15 protein-coding genes, 1 tRNA gene and 1 other RNA gene are annotated in these 15,491 nt (G+C 31.1%); 2 read left to right on the forward strand and 15 right to left on the reverse strand.

Annotated features, from left to right (window positions below; genetic code table 11):
* Nucleotides 1-19 precede the first annotated feature (19 nt).
* The 7 genes from EV214_RS01175 to EV214_RS01205 all read right to left on the reverse strand — a co-directional run bounded on the left by EV214_RS01175 (nt 20) and on the right by EV214_RS01205 (nt 8,545).
* Nucleotides 20-1,054, reverse strand: a complete 1,035-nt coding sequence (locus EV214_RS01175) for a nicotinate phosphoribosyltransferase (protein WP_132242046.1) — start codon at nt 1,052-1,054, stop codon at nt 20-22.
* A 444-nt stretch (nt 1,055-1,498) separates the two neighbouring features.
* Nucleotides 1,499-2,068: a lytic transglycosylase domain-containing protein gene (locus EV214_RS01180; protein ID WP_330571224.1), complete on the reverse strand. Its 570-nt coding sequence runs from the start codon at nt 2,066-2,068 to the stop codon at nt 1,499-1,501.
* Between the two features lie 16 nt (nt 2,069-2,084).
* Nucleotides 2,085-2,681, reverse strand: coding sequence for a dephospho-CoA kinase (coaE, locus tag EV214_RS01185; RefSeq protein ID WP_132241845.1), 597 nt, complete (start codon nt 2,679-2,681; stop codon nt 2,085-2,087).
* A gap of 18 nt (nt 2,682-2,699) precedes the next feature.
* The gene (gene polA, locus EV214_RS01190) at nt 2,700-5,363 is read right to left on the reverse strand and encodes a DNA polymerase I (RefSeq protein ID WP_132241847.1); all 2,664 of its coding nucleotides are present in this window, start codon (nt 5,361-5,363) and stop codon (nt 2,700-2,702) included.
* Between the two features lie 143 nt (nt 5,364-5,506).
* Nucleotides 5,507-6,811 (reverse strand): DUF4349 domain-containing protein, encoded by a 1,305-nt coding sequence (locus EV214_RS01195; protein ID WP_132241849.1) that lies wholly within the window; start codon nt 6,809-6,811, stop codon nt 5,507-5,509.
* 14 nt (nt 6,812-6,825) lie between these two features.
* Nucleotides 6,826-7,425: an RNA polymerase sigma factor gene (locus EV214_RS01200; protein WP_132241851.1), complete on the reverse strand. Its 600-nt coding sequence runs from the start codon at nt 7,423-7,425 to the stop codon at nt 6,826-6,828.
* 166 nt (nt 7,426-7,591) lie between these two features.
* Nucleotides 7,592-8,545, reverse strand: a complete 954-nt coding sequence (locus EV214_RS01205; RefSeq protein ID WP_132241853.1) for a metal-dependent hydrolase — start codon at nt 8,543-8,545, stop codon at nt 7,592-7,594.
* A gap of 160 nt (nt 8,546-8,705) precedes the next feature.
* Here EV214_RS01205 and EV214_RS01210 point away from each other — a divergent pair.
* Nucleotides 8,706-8,792: transfer RNA gene (locus EV214_RS01210), tRNA-Leu, on the forward strand.
* Nucleotides 8,793-8,841: 49 nt separating this feature from the next.
* On the opposite strand, the gene EV214_RS01215 is transcribed toward EV214_RS01210, so the two are convergent.
* Together EV214_RS01215 and EV214_RS01220 are read right to left on the reverse strand one after the other, a co-directional pair.
* The gene (locus tag EV214_RS01215; protein WP_132241855.1) at nt 8,842-9,120 is read right to left on the reverse strand and encodes a hypothetical protein; all 279 of its coding nucleotides are present in this window, start codon (nt 9,118-9,120) and stop codon (nt 8,842-8,844) included.
* 73 nt (nt 9,121-9,193) lie between these two features.
* A complete protein-coding gene (locus EV214_RS01220) occupies nt 9,194-10,468 on the reverse strand; it encodes a coiled-coil domain-containing protein (RefSeq protein ID WP_132241857.1) in 1,275 nt (424 codons plus the stop codon).
* A gap of 211 nt (nt 10,469-10,679) precedes the next feature.
* Here EV214_RS01220 and EV214_RS01225 point away from each other — a divergent pair, with 211 nt between their 5' ends.
* Nucleotides 10,680-11,636: a hypothetical protein gene (locus EV214_RS01225; RefSeq protein WP_132241859.1), complete on the forward strand. Its 957-nt coding sequence runs from the start codon at nt 10,680-10,682 to the stop codon at nt 11,634-11,636.
* 44 nt (nt 11,637-11,680) lie between these two features.
* On the opposite strand, the gene rnpB is transcribed toward EV214_RS01225, so the two are convergent.
* The 6 genes from rnpB to EV214_RS18575 form a co-directional block, all read right to left on the reverse strand.
* Nucleotides 11,681-12,025: RNase P RNA component class A (rnpB, locus tag EV214_RS01230), an RNA gene on the reverse strand.
* 73 nt (nt 12,026-12,098) lie between these two features.
* A complete protein-coding gene (locus EV214_RS01235) occupies nt 12,099-12,812 on the reverse strand; it encodes a zinc ribbon domain-containing protein (RefSeq protein ID WP_165916162.1) in 714 nt (237 codons plus the stop codon).
* Nucleotides 12,813-12,878: 66 nt separating this feature from the next.
* Nucleotides 12,879-13,997, reverse strand: a complete 1,119-nt coding sequence (locus EV214_RS01240) for a Nif3-like dinuclear metal center hexameric protein (protein ID WP_165916163.1) — start codon at nt 13,995-13,997, stop codon at nt 12,879-12,881.
* Nucleotides 13,982-14,677, reverse strand: coding sequence for a tRNA (adenine(22)-N(1))-methyltransferase (locus tag EV214_RS01245; protein ID WP_132241865.1), 696 nt, complete (start codon nt 14,675-14,677; stop codon nt 13,982-13,984). Before EV214_RS01245 ends, EV214_RS01240 begins: the two co-directional genes overlap by 16 nt.
* Nucleotides 14,678-14,716: 39 nt before the next feature.
* Nucleotides 14,717-15,283 carry an HAD family hydrolase gene (locus tag EV214_RS01250; RefSeq protein WP_132241867.1) on the reverse strand — a complete coding sequence of 189 codons (567 nt, stop codon included), beginning with the start codon at nt 15,281-15,283 and terminating at the stop codon, nt 14,717-14,719.
* Nucleotides 15,284-15,287: 4 nt separating this feature from the next.
* On the reverse strand, nt 15,288-15,440 hold the full coding sequence (locus EV214_RS18575; protein ID WP_165916164.1) for a hypothetical protein: 153 nt from the start codon (nt 15,438-15,440) through the stop codon (nt 15,288-15,290).
* Nucleotides 15,441-15,491: the final 51 nt, after the last annotated feature.

Consider the following 15,491-nt stretch of genomic DNA (forward strand, 5'->3'; position numbering starts at 1 on the left):
ACCTCCACTTAGTCCTTCTCTAAAGAATTCTTTTTAACTTACTATTTTCTACAAGTCCAGGAATTCTTCCTCTCTTGGCAACAGATTCCCCTCCTACTTCTTTTATATCCATGGTCATATCAATTGCAGGTGCTCCTGAAATATAGCTTCCTACACCAAAAGAATCTGCCCCTGCTTCACATAATATTTTTATCTTATCTGGAGTTAACCCTCCTGATACAAATATTTTTACATGGGTGTATCCATTAATATCCAATTTACTTCTTAATTCTTTCACAAGGTATGGTGTTACCCCACCTCTCTCGCTTGGTGTATCTAATCGAATACCAAACAATCTATCTCCTAGTTCTTTTGCAATTCTCAAACTTTCTTCAACCTCATCTTTAAATGTATCTACTAGCACGATCCTTTTGTGTGATGCTGGTGTAACTTCATCATAGACTCTTGCGACATCTAACGTATCTCCTGCAATTAGCATAGCTGCGTGAGGCAATGTACCATTGGCTTCCATATTCATTAGTTTTGCTGCTAAAACACAGCTTGCACCATTCGCTCCACCAACTACAGCAGCTCTCTCCATTACCGGTGCAACAGCTGGGTGTACATGCCTAGCTCCAAAGCATAAAAAAGTTTTGTCTCCGCACGCTTTCTTTACTGCGCTAGCAGCAGTAGCCCATCCACTAGCACTTGCGAGACTTCCAAGCATTGCTGTTTCAAAAACACCAAATTTATTATAAGCGCCCTTAATTCTCACTAAAGTATCTTTGGCTTCAAACGTTTCCCCTTCATCCACTGCCCACACTTCAACATCTTTATCCTTTAGCATATTCTTTACTTCTTCAATTCCTACAAACACACCCGGTTTTCGGGCGAAAATTTCGGCAGTTACTATTTGGTTATCTAAATTCATGTATTTTAAAATATCTAACGTTCTCAAAAAATAAACATCTGTTGTTAATCCTGTTAAAATTTCATCATGATTACTCGAGTGCATGCATCGATCCTTGCTAATTTTTATATTTTTAATATCCTCAAGACTTGTCATATGTTTCATATAATCACATTCCTTTCTATTGTATCCTATTATTGGTAATAACATATCAATACTTTATGAATATTTCTGCTATATAAATCATAAACTATGCAATGCCTGAACCTATAAGTGGTCCTACAGCATAACCTTTAAAATTACTATTCCAAATATAGTACCGATTACTACTGATGTTACAATGGTATGAAAATAACTTTTCATATCTTCACCCATTTTAGCTAGTAGCAAAAAAATATTAAAGTACTTAAAATTACTTTGCAATAATTATTATAAATGACTTGTTCAATTTATTCAATAAATTCCTTCCATTATTCATATGAAAATAGCATTTGATTCATTTTGTTTCGTGTCAAAACCTCTCTTTATCAAAATTTTATAGAAACTTTACATATTCTCTTAACATCTTATCCATACGATATAAATATACAGATAACAAGATATATCCTGTTATCTGTATACAATCCTATAAACTTTATAACTTTTTATAACCTTTTTTACATATGCTTTTGTTTCAGCAAAAGGGATATCTGTTAGTGTTTTTCCATCTTCGCTATATTTTGTATCTTGTAGCCACTTATTTACATTCCCACTTCCTCCATTATATGCAGCAAGCATCAATTGTAAATCCCCACCAAATTCTTCTTTCAGTTTATTTAAATACCAGCATCCTATTTTAATATTTACATCTGGTGTAAATAAAATTGCTTCATCATAGTTTTCCATACCCAATTTTTCTGAAGCCCATTTTCCCGTTATAGGCGCAATTTGCATAAGTCCTCTTGCATCTTTAGAAGATCTTGCTTTTTCATTAAATTTACTTTCTGTTCGAATAATCCCCGCAATAAGATGTGGATCTAGATTGTATTCTATTGCATACTTGTCAATAATTTCTTCATAATGGATTGGATACAAAATCTTAAGTAACCAATTTGTATTATTTAAAACAATGCCAATTGTCATTACCATTGCAATTACAACAAGCAATTTTTTATGTTTTTTAAGATCAATCAAAATCAAAAGTATCCCTCCATGCCTATCTATTTATCTTTCTTAATTGCTCCTCTATTTGTTTTTTCAAATACATAATATCTTGGTTATTATCTATGACTACATCTGCATATTTTTTCTTTTCTTCTGTAGCCATTTGGGATTTTATCCGTTTTAGCCCATCCTCACAACTCACATGATCTCGCTCTATTAATCTTTTTAATTGTATGCTTTCATGGGTTATTACTAACCAAACAACATCCACTATTTTTTTCATATCCATTTCAATCAATAAGGCTGCATCTATTATTATAACAGGATATGTACGAGTTTTTCTATATATATTTATTTTATTTATAATTTCTTCAATGATTCTTTTGTGGGTAATGTAATTTAATTCCCTCAATTTGTTTTTATCTGAAAAAACAATTTCACCTAAATATTTTCTATTTAGCGTTCCATTTTCATGAACTACTACTTCACCAAAAATCTGTTTAATTTCGTCAAGTGTAGGTTTCCCCGGCGCTACAATTTCTCTAGCAATTAAATCTGCATCTATAACAGGTATGCCTAATTCTTTCAAAATATTTGAAGCCGTACTTTTTCCTGAAGCAATACCCCCAGTAAGTCCAATAATTTTCATAAGTTTATTTCCCCTTCATTACTTTGTTTCATACCAGCTACTACCTATATTCATATCCACTTTTAGCGGTACATCTAAATGAAGCGCATGTTCCATTTGACTTTTTAAAATTTCTTTCACTTCTTCTATTTCATCTTTGTGCACTTCTATAATCAATTCATCGTGTACTTGTAGAATCAATTTTGATTTTAAATTCCTATTTTTTAGTTCTTCATATACTTTAATCATAGCAATTTTTATAATATCTGCTGCACTTCCTTGAATAGGTGTATTCATTGCAGTTCTTTCACCAAAAGAACGTACATTAAAATTTTTATCTTTTAATTCAGGAATATACCTTCTTCTATTTAGCATCGTTGTTACATAACCTTTTTCTTTTCCTTCTATTACGATATTCTCCATATATGCTTTAACGCCAGTATATTTATTAAAATACTCATCTATATACTTTTGCGCCTCTTTTTTTGTTATATGAAGATTTTCTGACAATCCATAATCACTAATTCCATATACTATGCCAAAATTAACAGCCTTCGCTCTGCTTCTTTCTAAAGATGTTACTTCTTCCATAGGCATATTAAATACCTTAGATGCAGTAGCGGTATGTATATCCTGTTCTTTATGAAATGCTTCTATAAAGTTAGGATCTTTGGATATATGGGCTAAAACCCTTAATTCTATTTGTGAATAATCTGCATCGAGTAATAAATACTCCTCACTTTTGGGGATAAATACTTTTCGAATTTCTCTTCCCACATCCATTTTGATAGGTATATTTTGCAAATTAGGTTCTGTACTACTTATTCTTCCAGTAGCAGTCACTGTTTGATTAAAGCTAGAATGTATTTTATGCGTTGTATGGTTAATGACCCCAATCAATCCGTCTACATAAGTGGACTTTAATTTTACCATTTGCCTATATTCTATAATATTAGGAACAATATTATGCTTATTATATAATTTTTCCAATACTTCAATATTTGTAGAATAACCTGTTTTTGTTTTTTTAATAGGGTCTAGTCCTAGCTTATCAAACAAAATTACACCCAATTGTTTGGTAGAATTAATGTTAAATACTTCTCCTGCTTGGTCATATATTTCTTCTGTTAAACCATTTATCTTTTCATCTAATGTTTTCCCTATTTCATTAAGTGTTTCTTTATCCACCATAAATCCCTCGTATTCCATATCTGCTAGTATATCTACCAAAGCTAATTCTATTTCGTAATATAGCTTTTCCATATCATATTCTTTTAATTTTTCTATAACCTTATCCTTTGTCTTTATAACCGTATTACAAATACAGCCTCCATATTCTATTAATTTTTCTCTCGTAACTTCACTAAAATTTATTCTTTTTTTCCCTTTTCCTAAAAGTTCCTCTTCACTCATAACTTTTTCGTTTAAATATTCATAAGCAATATCACTAATTTCATAAGATTTTCTCGTTGGTTCTAGTAAATATAAAGCAATTGCCAAATCAAAGGCTATGTTCTTTAAAAATATTCCATATGATTTTAATGCAAGCAGATCCTTTTTTATCAGATACCCAGATTTCTTTATATTAGAATCTTCAAATATATCTTTTAATCCATTGATTATCTCTTTATTTTTTGTATCGGTAAAATAGCTTTCTTCTCCTACGATTAAACTAATCCCGCTTATTATATTTTTTCTAACATCTTTGCCATCATGCAATACTTTTAAATATATTTCCCCTGTTTTTTTTATCTTTTTTTTTAATAGATCTATTTCTTCTACTGTGTCTATTATATTTGTTTCTAATAAATTCATTGGTTGCTCGTTACTTTCATCATTTATTTTCAATTTCTCTACGAGCTTACGAAACTCTAATCTATTAAATATTTCTACTAGCGCTTTTTCATTCGGATTCTTTATTTCAAATTCACCTAGGGACATTTCTACTGGAACATCTAGCATAATCGTTGCCAATCTTTTACTCATTACAGCTTGCTGTGCAAATTCTTCTAATTTATCTCGTAATTTATCACTAGCCACATTTTCTAGATTATTTATTAAATTTTCAACACTTTTAAATTCTTTTATTAACTTTATACCTGTTTTTTCCCCAATCCCAGGTACCCCTGGAATATTGTCAGACTTATCTCCCATAAGCCCCTTCAAATCAATAAATTCTTTTGGTGTAACACCATATCTTTCAAAAACACCTATTTCATCATATTCTTCTAGCTCACTTATTCCTTTTTTTGTTATTAATACTTTTGTTTTATCTGAAGCCAGTTGTAGTGCGTCTCGGTCTCCTGTAATAATAATCGGATAAACATCTCTCTCTTCACAAAATTTTGCAATGGTCCCTATCAAATCATCTGCTTCATAACCATCAATCTCTACCCTATGCATGTTAAAGGCATCTAAAACTTCTTTTAAAATAGGTAACTGCGCCCCTAATTCAGAAGGCATTTTTTTTCTTCCAGCTTTATATGCATCAAATGCAACATGTCTAAATGTAGGTGCTTTTCGATCAAAAGCAACCGTCATATAGTCTGGTTTGTAGTCTTCAAGTATTCTATATAATACATTTACAAATCCATAAACTGCATTCGTATGTACCCCTTCCTTTGTAGTTAATGGTGGTAATGCATAGAAGGTTCTATTTATAAGACTGTTTCCATCTATAATGACAATTTTTTTATTTTCCATAGTAATCCTCTCCTTCAAAATTTCTTATCTATATACTACCCAAAATAAGATAATATAGTAATCTTTACTATATTCTAAAATTTTTCATAAATTCCTTCCTAAAAAAACAAGTCTCATCATTGAGACTTGTTTTTTCATACCTATTACTTTTTAGTCCTTTTTATAATATACCATATAACAGGGATTCCGATAACACCTATTATGAAAACAATCGGTAATATACTAACGAACACAATAAAACTCTTTTCAACGAATTCCATTATATGATTTATCGTCTTAATAAAAGCCTTCTTTGCTTGATCTATTGTATTACTATTTACAGGACCAATTTTTTTATCTTTTGGAATAATTTCATTTAGAGAAATTTCAATCGTAGAAAGACTGGTTAAATCATCCCATCTTTTAATATTTCCAGTCATTTGATTGATCTGTCCACGAACCCTTGTAAATTCTCGTTCAACCTCTAATACATCCTTTACACTCTTTGCTTTGTTCATGATCTCTCTAAGTCTTTTTTCTTGAATTTTGAGATTCTCTATTTCATTGACTGTATCTCTATACTGCTGCGTAATGTCATTCCCATCTATACCCAAATTCGTGACAATCCCTATTTTTTTTATTTTCTCTAAAATATGTATAAAATGTTTTTCTGGTATACGTATAGTTATATTCCCATTCACGAGTGATTTTTCAGCATTATAGTCTTTATAATTTGTATTCGAATTTTCAATATAACCCCCAACCACTTCTATAATTTTTACAATTTCATTAAATTTCTCATCATAATTTTCTATATCAAGATAAACAAAAGCATTCTTTATGACTTTTCTTTCACTTGATTTTTTAATCCCTCTTTCATTTATTCCATTAACTGTAGCGTTGTTGCCAAAGTTTTCAGAAGCACCTTCCAAAGTAAATGTTGTACTGTCATTCATACTTAACTCAGCATTATTATCTTCTATTTTTAACTTAGGTTCACTTGCCATCATTCTTTGCTTTGCAACAGGTTGCTGACCAGCGTATATCTTGCTTTCTTCTGTGATCATTTCTTTACTCATTTCTTCTTCTGAACCCGTTTTCATATGCCCAATCATTGCACTACCCACAATCAATATTATAAACATCGCTGCAATAGAGGTGAATAATTTCCAGTTTCGCTTTTTATTCTTTTTCTTTAACCGAAGTACTTCTACATTGCTTTCATGATTTAAATTTTTATTTTCTTCTTTCACCCTTAGCAATCCCTTATGCAACTCATCCTCAAACCCTTCTGGCAAATCAATCATCGGAAGTTGTTTACATAAATTTATCTGATTCATTAATATTTCATATTCATCTCTACATTCTGAACATTCTTCCAAATGCTTATCTAGCATATTTTTTATATGTCCATCTAACAAATCATCTATATAAAGAGCTATTAACTCTTTCATTTCAGTACATCTCATAAAATCCCTCCTTTCTATATTTTGACGTAAGTCTCATCATAAAGTTCCCTATTCTTTTCTATTACCTCCTTTAATGCCTGCCTCGCCCTGCTAATTCGTGATTTTATCGTTCCTTCAGAACAACCTAACATTTTACTGATGTCCTCATAAGAAAAACCTTGGATATCTCTTAATACAATGACTGTTTTATGATTCTCTGATAAACATCTAATTGCATCTTGAATATTTTTTTTGCATTCTCGCCTTTGAACAATAATTTCAGGGCTATGCTTCTCATCATGAAGTTCTCTAACAATCTTCCCATCTTGCGTCTCAACCTGTCCATCATAAGAATATGTATTTTGTACTTTTCTTTTTCTCAATAAATCCAAGCATGTATTTGTAACAATTTTATATAGCCACGTTGAAAAATTACTTTCTCCTTTAAATTTATAAAGCGACTTATACGTTTTTATAAAAGCATCTTGTGTAGCATCTTTTGCATCTTCAATATTTCCGAGTATTCGGTAAGCTATATTAAATGCTAGCTTTTGATGTTCTTTTATTAAAAATTCAAAGCTTTCTATATCCCCTTGTTGACTTTTCTCAATTAGAGATTTTTCTAGCCTTTCCACACAAACGCCCTCCTTTCTCCCACAAAAGCCTACCTATTTAGACGTGAACATTACATAATAAGTTCCATGTTTTTTATAGAATCATGAATATTATATGTTTTTTTCTTGAGAAATAAAGAAAAAGCGACGTTTTTTTCAACGTCACTCATACATAACCATTTTTTGATTATTCAACTTCCACTACCCTAATGTTTTTTTGAATACTATAGGGATGAAAAAATGACTCAACAATATTTTCTTCACGATCATATATAACAGTAGCATGATGCATAAAATTATTTCTTAGAAAATATCGTAAATCAATAGACTTTAATATAATATTGTTCATCTCTTCTAGTTGAATGACATGGTAGTTAGGTGTAAACTCTCTAAAATATTTTCCTATCTTTGTTTCCTTAAACATTTGAAGGATTTCATCTTCTGGTTTTTTAAATTTCTTTCTTTCAAATACTTTTTTATTTAAGAGATTTATTTGCCCTACAAGGTTATGACTATTCGTATTTACGATAAAGTCCCATTTATGAAAAGCCATAAGGGCTGGTAAAATATTTATATCTGTAATTTTATACCCATGTTGATAGTATGCCAATACGATTTTTTCTGCATATTTTTTCATCTTCCACCTTATTGCTAAATATAAAATAAAACTAAAAAGAATTCCCCCATAAAAGATCAACCCCTTTTGCTTTACAAATATTAATAAAAAACTGAGAATGGTTATGACCGGATCATATAGCATGAGTATCCCTACCATTGATTTTTTCTTTGTAAATGGCATAAACAGTTTCGCCCCATAGGAATTTAAAATATCAAAGAATGTATGGGATAAACCCCCTATAAAAGTCCATATAAATACTTGTAAAAAATGAAATTCCTTGAAAAATAACGATAAACCCATTGTAATGATTCCTGCAAGTACAAAAAGAGCTGGTATAGAGTGAGATATCCCTCTATGATGCTTTAAATAAGTGTAGTCACCCTTTAACTTTGCAATAATATCTATATCTGGAGACATGGCTCCAATTGCACAGCCTAACGCGATAGGATTACTAAATGTTATTGCTTCTCCACTAAAGCTAGATATAGCTAGCCCAATAATGCCATGCGTAACCGGATCCATTCTTTTCACCTCCATCATCTATTTTACATCATGATTTTAGTTTACCATAATCCCATCTATCATTCAATAAGATTTCTAATTATTTTTCGTTTTTTATTGTTTTTTTTAAAATAATTATTGCATTTTCTTGTTATCTATGGTATTATAATTCTTGTGGCAAGCCGAAGTGGTGGAATTGGCAGACGCGTCGGACTCAAAATCCGATGGGGGCAACTTCGTGTGGGTTCGAGTCCCACCTTCGGCACCAAGCTAAAAACCTAGGTTGAATAACCTAGGTTTTTTATTTTCTTTATCAATTATTCTATAATTTCAGATAACCGTTGCATAGTTACATTTAATCCCTGCAGCGCATTTACAATTTGTTCTGTTGTTTTCGTCTGATCTGAAATATTTTTTATGTATCTTAATATGTCATCTGTCTGTTCTACTTGTTTTTTTGTATCTATACTTTGCAATCTAATCTCACCAGAAGAAATTGAAATATTATTCGCTCCACTAGATATTTCCTCAATACTTGAAGTAATTTCTTCTAAAGACGCTAAAACAATATGACCACAATTATCTATATTGTACAAATATTTAGCTTTTTCTTTTCATGTTAAAATAAAAAATGACTTATAATCAATCCCACAAGTCATCTTTTCATTTTTATTTTCTAGAGAAAAATAGTCCTCTTCTTCTCCTAAAATATTCCTCTATATTATTTATCCTTTCTTCCAAATTTTTGATATCTGAAATTTTTGCTTCTAATTTTTCAATATCCTTTTGTAATTTACTAATCTGGATCGTATCGTTTCGCACATCATTTATTTGCTTTTCACTTCTTTTCACTTCTTCTAACTCCATTACACAAGCCTCCTCCTCTTTTTTTTTATTTATTTGTAATGGTATTTTTTCTGCCCTCTCAAGAGGACCGAACCCTATAAACGAAAACTCTGGATAATCTTTTCCAAAAGAATAATTAAATCTATAATCAGTATCTATATTTTCATCATTTGTATCAAACTTATATCGAAAAAAAATTTCTTCTTTCGATTCTTTCCATAAATATGGCTCACTCCAGGTTATTCCGTCATCCGTTGATAAGCTACTGACAATTTGATCATATTCTGTCCACACATTCCAAAGTTTATCGTGATCCTTAATAAAAGTAGGATTAGTACAGTTAGACGGATTCGATATTATATTTTCAGCTATTTTTATCGCTTTATTTTCATGCACTTTATATTTTTCATCTTTTATTAAAAGATTTCCTTGGAAATATTCTGAATAGGTTAGGTGCAAATTTTCTTTCTTTGTTATGAGTATATCTAAATACACTCTATTATTAGATCCATCCGTAAGTTGTATGGTGTTTTCCCATTGATCCGTTTCTGTATTAAATTCCTTAATGAAGATTTGTTCTTCTTCACCCATCAAATCATAAAATCCAACAACAAAGTTTTTTTCTTTTTTTATCATTTGAAATGGATTGAGTAGATTTTTTCTTTCAATATCTTGTACCACAAAGTTTTTCCAACCTTGTTCATCATAATAGTGGTGATAAATTCTATAAGTCATATCACTTTCATTTGAAGGCACACAATAAATAATATGTATCCGTCCATAATCGATAAAAAGATTTAAGTTTAATATATTTAGTGTATTTTCTCCTCCTAATAGATTTTCTTGCCAAAAACCATTGACTAAAGACTTGAGTATCAATCTACCATCTTTTCTTTGATAAACAAAATATACATTATTTTGCGCATCAATTCCTGCGTCAAATTCTAATGTACAATCTTCAACAAGTATATCCTTCTCATACTTTTTTAAATACTTATCAAAGTACGTATATAGGATCCTTTCTTCATCCCATCGAAAATTATATAGATTTCCTAGATGATCATGAATCAAAGTGTTTCTTTGATTTGCAAAGGACATGTTATCACCCCCCAACTACAAATTAGTCACTACATTCTCTAAACAAATTTATAGATAACTTTTAAAATGCTCTTTTCCTACTATAATATTAAAAAGCTAAATACTATATGACAAATTTATATAAGAAGTGTAACAGAAAATTTAAAAATGAATATACTAGCAGTGAGAAAAGCTATTATAAAGAAAAGAATATAAAAAGGGGGTCACGACTATGACATGTAATCATAATTCACCACAACTCAATCTTTCCCTTTCTGATAAATGTTGTACGGCTAGTACAGGATGTGAATTTGATGGCACACTTAGAAAGGTGAAAGCTGAACCTATATATGTACAAAAAGTTTATGATGCAGCATTATTTAATTTGCAAGGATTAAAAACGATTGCAGGACAAGAATTTGAACCAAACTTAGGAAGAAACGCTAGAATATTAAGAATTTTAGACATCCGATGTAAAAAATTCTTTAATCCTTTGGATATTAATGACGAGAGAAACTTGATTGTAAAACCTACAACAACCATATCTGGAGCTGATTTTGTAGAAGATGGATGTGGAAATGCTCTTGAAGTTACGGGTCCTGACGGAACACAATCCGAAAAGATATTATACACAAATACGAAGGATTGTGATAATGAATGGAAAGGTACACCTATATTTGGTACTCAAACTATTGAAATCACTGGTAATGTCGTTGTCGAAATAGATGTATTATTTACAGATAAATGCGATAAGGAATGCACAGTAACACTTTCTGCAAATGTTCCAATTTCTAGAAATCAAGCACCACTTCTTTTAACAAATTTCTTTGAACTATGCATGCCATCTGTATTCGATACAGCATTTCTTCCACGTTTTACTGAATTTTGTAATATTAATTGTGAAACACGTTTAGGTACAAATAGCATCACGAGAGATATTATAGTAGATCCATCAAACGGTAATGTTAGTGCAAATCTAATCATAGCTTTATGTATAACTTGTGAGAAGAAAATCGTTGTTCCTGTTCAACTTTGTGTGTTATCGACTGGTTTCCCTAATCTTTCAGCTGAAACAGATCCAATTTGTTCAACCTTCCCACAATTATTCCCTAATCAAATCGACAGAAAACCACACTGTAGATGTACACAAGAAACAGAAGTAGCTGAAGTTAATGAGGAGCAAAATTAATATATATGAATAAAACACTTGCCTAAAGAAGGCAAGTGTTTTTTATTATGAGTAAGTCTATAAGCCGAGTTCTGTATCTGACAGCCATCTATCTAGGCCTACTGTTGCCAGTAGGCTCAAGCGACCTACCAACGGGAAGCGACGGGCAGCCGCCTTTTTAAATCCCTACTTGGTCTTGCTCCGGGTGGGGTTTACATAGCCTTCTCTGTCACCAGAGAAGCGGTGAGCTCTTACCTCCCCTTTCCATCCTTACCAATAATGATTGGCGGTTTATTTCTGTTGCACTTTCCTTGGAGTCACCTCCACTGGGTATTACCCAGCACCCTTGCCCTACGGAGCTCGGACTTTCCTCGTTCGCAAATGCGATCCGCGACCATCTGACTTACTCAAAATATTTACTTTTAACGACAAATAACATGATATCATAAAGACAAATATTTGTCAAAATCCAATTATTGTATTTTATCCTTCACTTATACTATATACTATCCTGCCACAATTACTACAAATTACAATTTCTTGACTTTTTAATTTACTAAGAACCATAATAGGCAGATCCATATGACAGCCTGTACAGATATCAGATTCTATGCGCGCAATGGGATTATTTTTTTTACGTTTTATATCCATGTATATTTCCATATATTTTTCATTTATATTTTTTAAGACCTCTTCTTTCTCTTTCATTTGTTCTGTAATTTTTTCTTCTATATTATGAATTTGAATTTTTCGATCTAAAAGCATCTTCTTAATAATACTACCCATTCTACGTTCTTGTATCTCCGTCGCTTTTAATTCTTCGTCTATTGCCTCAACCACTTCCATTATTTCGAGCATTTTTGAATCAATGCTGCTTATTGTGTCTTCTAGTTTTTCTTGTTCTTTTAAAAGACTGTCTAGTTGCTTCAAATCTATAATTTTTCCATCATATAACTTATTCTTTATTTCATCTTTTTTATAGGACATTTCATTATACGTATCTTCAAACTTTGTTAATTCTTTTTTCTTTTCCTCATTCTTCTTTTTTCTAACTTCATAAATATTTTTAAATTCTTTATGTTGTTTTATTTTCTCTCCAATTTCTTCTCCTTTTGTAATACTTTTTAGCATTCTCTTTTCTTCTTGTATGATATTTTCCATTTTTTGAAGCTTCCATAAATAATCCATCTGCTGCATGCCTACCCCACCTTTTATTTTATTATATAACACAAAAACAAAAAGAATAGGTAAAAAAACCTATTCCTATAGCGTCTGAAAAGGATTCATATCATTAGATGCTAATACTATTTCTAGATCATAATCATCTTTTTCAATCATTTTTTTCAAACCTTCTGCTAGTGGTTCACACACTATATATTCTGTTTCAAAGTGCCCAGCATCAATGAGTGTAATCCCTAAAGAAAGTGCATATTGTGCATCATGATATTTCACATCTCCTGTAATATAACAATCACATCTAGCTTTATACGCATCCTCAATAAATGCTGCGCCACTGCCAGTGCATACACCAATTTTTTGTATTGTTTTGTCTAAATTTCCAATTACTCTTACAAATTTTATACCGAGCTTTGATTTTATTGCTTCACAAAATTCACCTACCTCTATAGGTTTAACTAATTTTCCTACTCTTCCTAAGCCATGTTTATGTATCTGATTTTTTAGAGGTATAATATCATACGCTACTTCTTCGTAAGGATGGACAGTTAGCATACTTTGGATCACTTTATTTAAATTTTCTTTTAAAACAATTGTTTCTATCTTCTGTTCTTCCACTTTTTCAATATTCCCTATATCGCCAATGAAAGGATTTGTTTCATCTAAAGGCTTAAAAGTACCTACCCCTTCTGTTTGAAATGTACAATGACTGTAGTTCCCTATATGTCCTGCGCCTTCACTGCATATGGCCTCGCTTACCTTTTGCACATGCGTTTTGGGTACATAAACAGCAAGTTTAAAGTACTTTTCTTTATCACTTATGATTAATGGCTTTGTTTCTGTAATATTTAAAAATTTGGCTAGAACATCATTTGTACCCCCATGTGCGATATCTAAATTTGTATGGGCACAATAGAGTGCAATATCCTTTTTTATTAATCTATAAATCATTTTTTCAATAGGATTATCTGTTCTAATATGTTTAATGGTTTTAAATATCAATGGATGATGACAAATAATCATATCTATATTTTTATATACAGCCTCATCAATAATCGCTTCTGTTACTTCTAGACATACTAGAATTCTGCGAATACTTCTATCATGTTGTCCTATATGAAGACCTACATTGTCCCAGTTTTCACCCAAATAGGGAGGTGCTATACTTTCCATGATGTTTATTACCGTTGCTAGCTTTTCACCCATCTTAGCACCTCCTCTAATTTTTCGGCTTTCTTTTTGCATTCTTTTAACTTTTTCTTTGCATTTTCTGTTTCTTGATCAGATAGATTATTAATAATTTCATTTTGCTTTTTTATATGTTTTTTTATAAAAGATTCTAACAAGAGATCTTTATTTTCTATCAATTTCTGTCCAATTTCAAAGTAAATTTCATCATCAATATTTTGCATGCCATGCTCTACAACCATTATTTCATAGATCCTATGCTCTTCACGAACTAACTTTTCATCCACAATTTTAAAGTCATTTTGAATGAGCCATCGTCTCAATTCATCTTGTGCTACCATAGGCTGTAAAATAAATCGGTTAACAGATTTTGTTACATCCATATGACGCATTAATATATCCCGAATGAGTAACCCTCCCATTCCAGCTATAATGACTGTATCTACTTCATTAGACTTTATAGGGGCAAGACCATTTCCTAATCTTGTTTCAATATAATCTCCCATTCCATATGTTTTTATAGCGGTCTGAGCACTATATAGCGGTCCTTCATTTACATCTGTTGCAATCACTTTTTGTGCAATTTTATTTTCTATTAGGTATACGGGAATATACCCATGGTCTGTCCCAACATCTGCAACGACAGATTTTGGGGGTACGAATTTCGCAATCGTTAATAATCTAGGTGTTAATTTCATGCTAACTCCTCACAATACAATATATTCTATAAACTTTTCTTATTCTTCTTTCAAACTTGGTAATTCTTCTACATATTTTAATAAATCCTTATAGGATCCTGTAAAATCTGGTTGTGGTTTGCTATCTTCTCTATTGATTATATGATCTTCAATCAAAAAAGTTTTCATGCCTAGTTTACTTACTACTAAATCTTCTTGCACATCATTTCCTACCATTAAACATTCTTCAGGGGTTTTTTCTATTATAGATAATATTTCTTGAAAGTATTCAAGATTTGGTTTACAAAAATGTGCACTTTCATAATCTGTAATAAGTGAAAAATCTTTATCATTAAGTCCTGTCCATTGAATTCTATGTAAAATTACAGTTCTTGGAAATAAACTTATTGTTGCAACAATAAGTTTATAATTTTTTTGCTTTAAAATTTTCACAATGTCTATGACAATCGCGGTAGGCTTTGTTGTAAATTTTAAATTTTCAAATTCTTCCTGATAAAAACTATTCATCAATCGTTCGAATTCTTCCATTTTCATATCGATTCGTGTAACAAAATCTTCCATAAAAATTTCCATATTTGTTCTATTTTTATCAATATTCTTTACCATCTTTTCAGTAGATGCCCAAATGGCTTTCGGTAAGTCTTTTGGATCTATTCATAGGCGCACACTTTTTGCAAAGGGCATTTAGATAATGATGTGTAAATTCTTCTAAATCCATTGGTAGTAATGTACCATCTAAATCAAACAATATTGTATTAATCATTGTATAACACCTCCAAGATTTAGAATAACCAAATATTAACAATATCATTTC

This window comes from Marinisporobacter balticus (assembly GCF_004345705.1).
GTDB lineage: Bacteria > Bacillota > Clostridia > Peptostreptococcales > Thermotaleaceae > Marinisporobacter > Marinisporobacter balticus.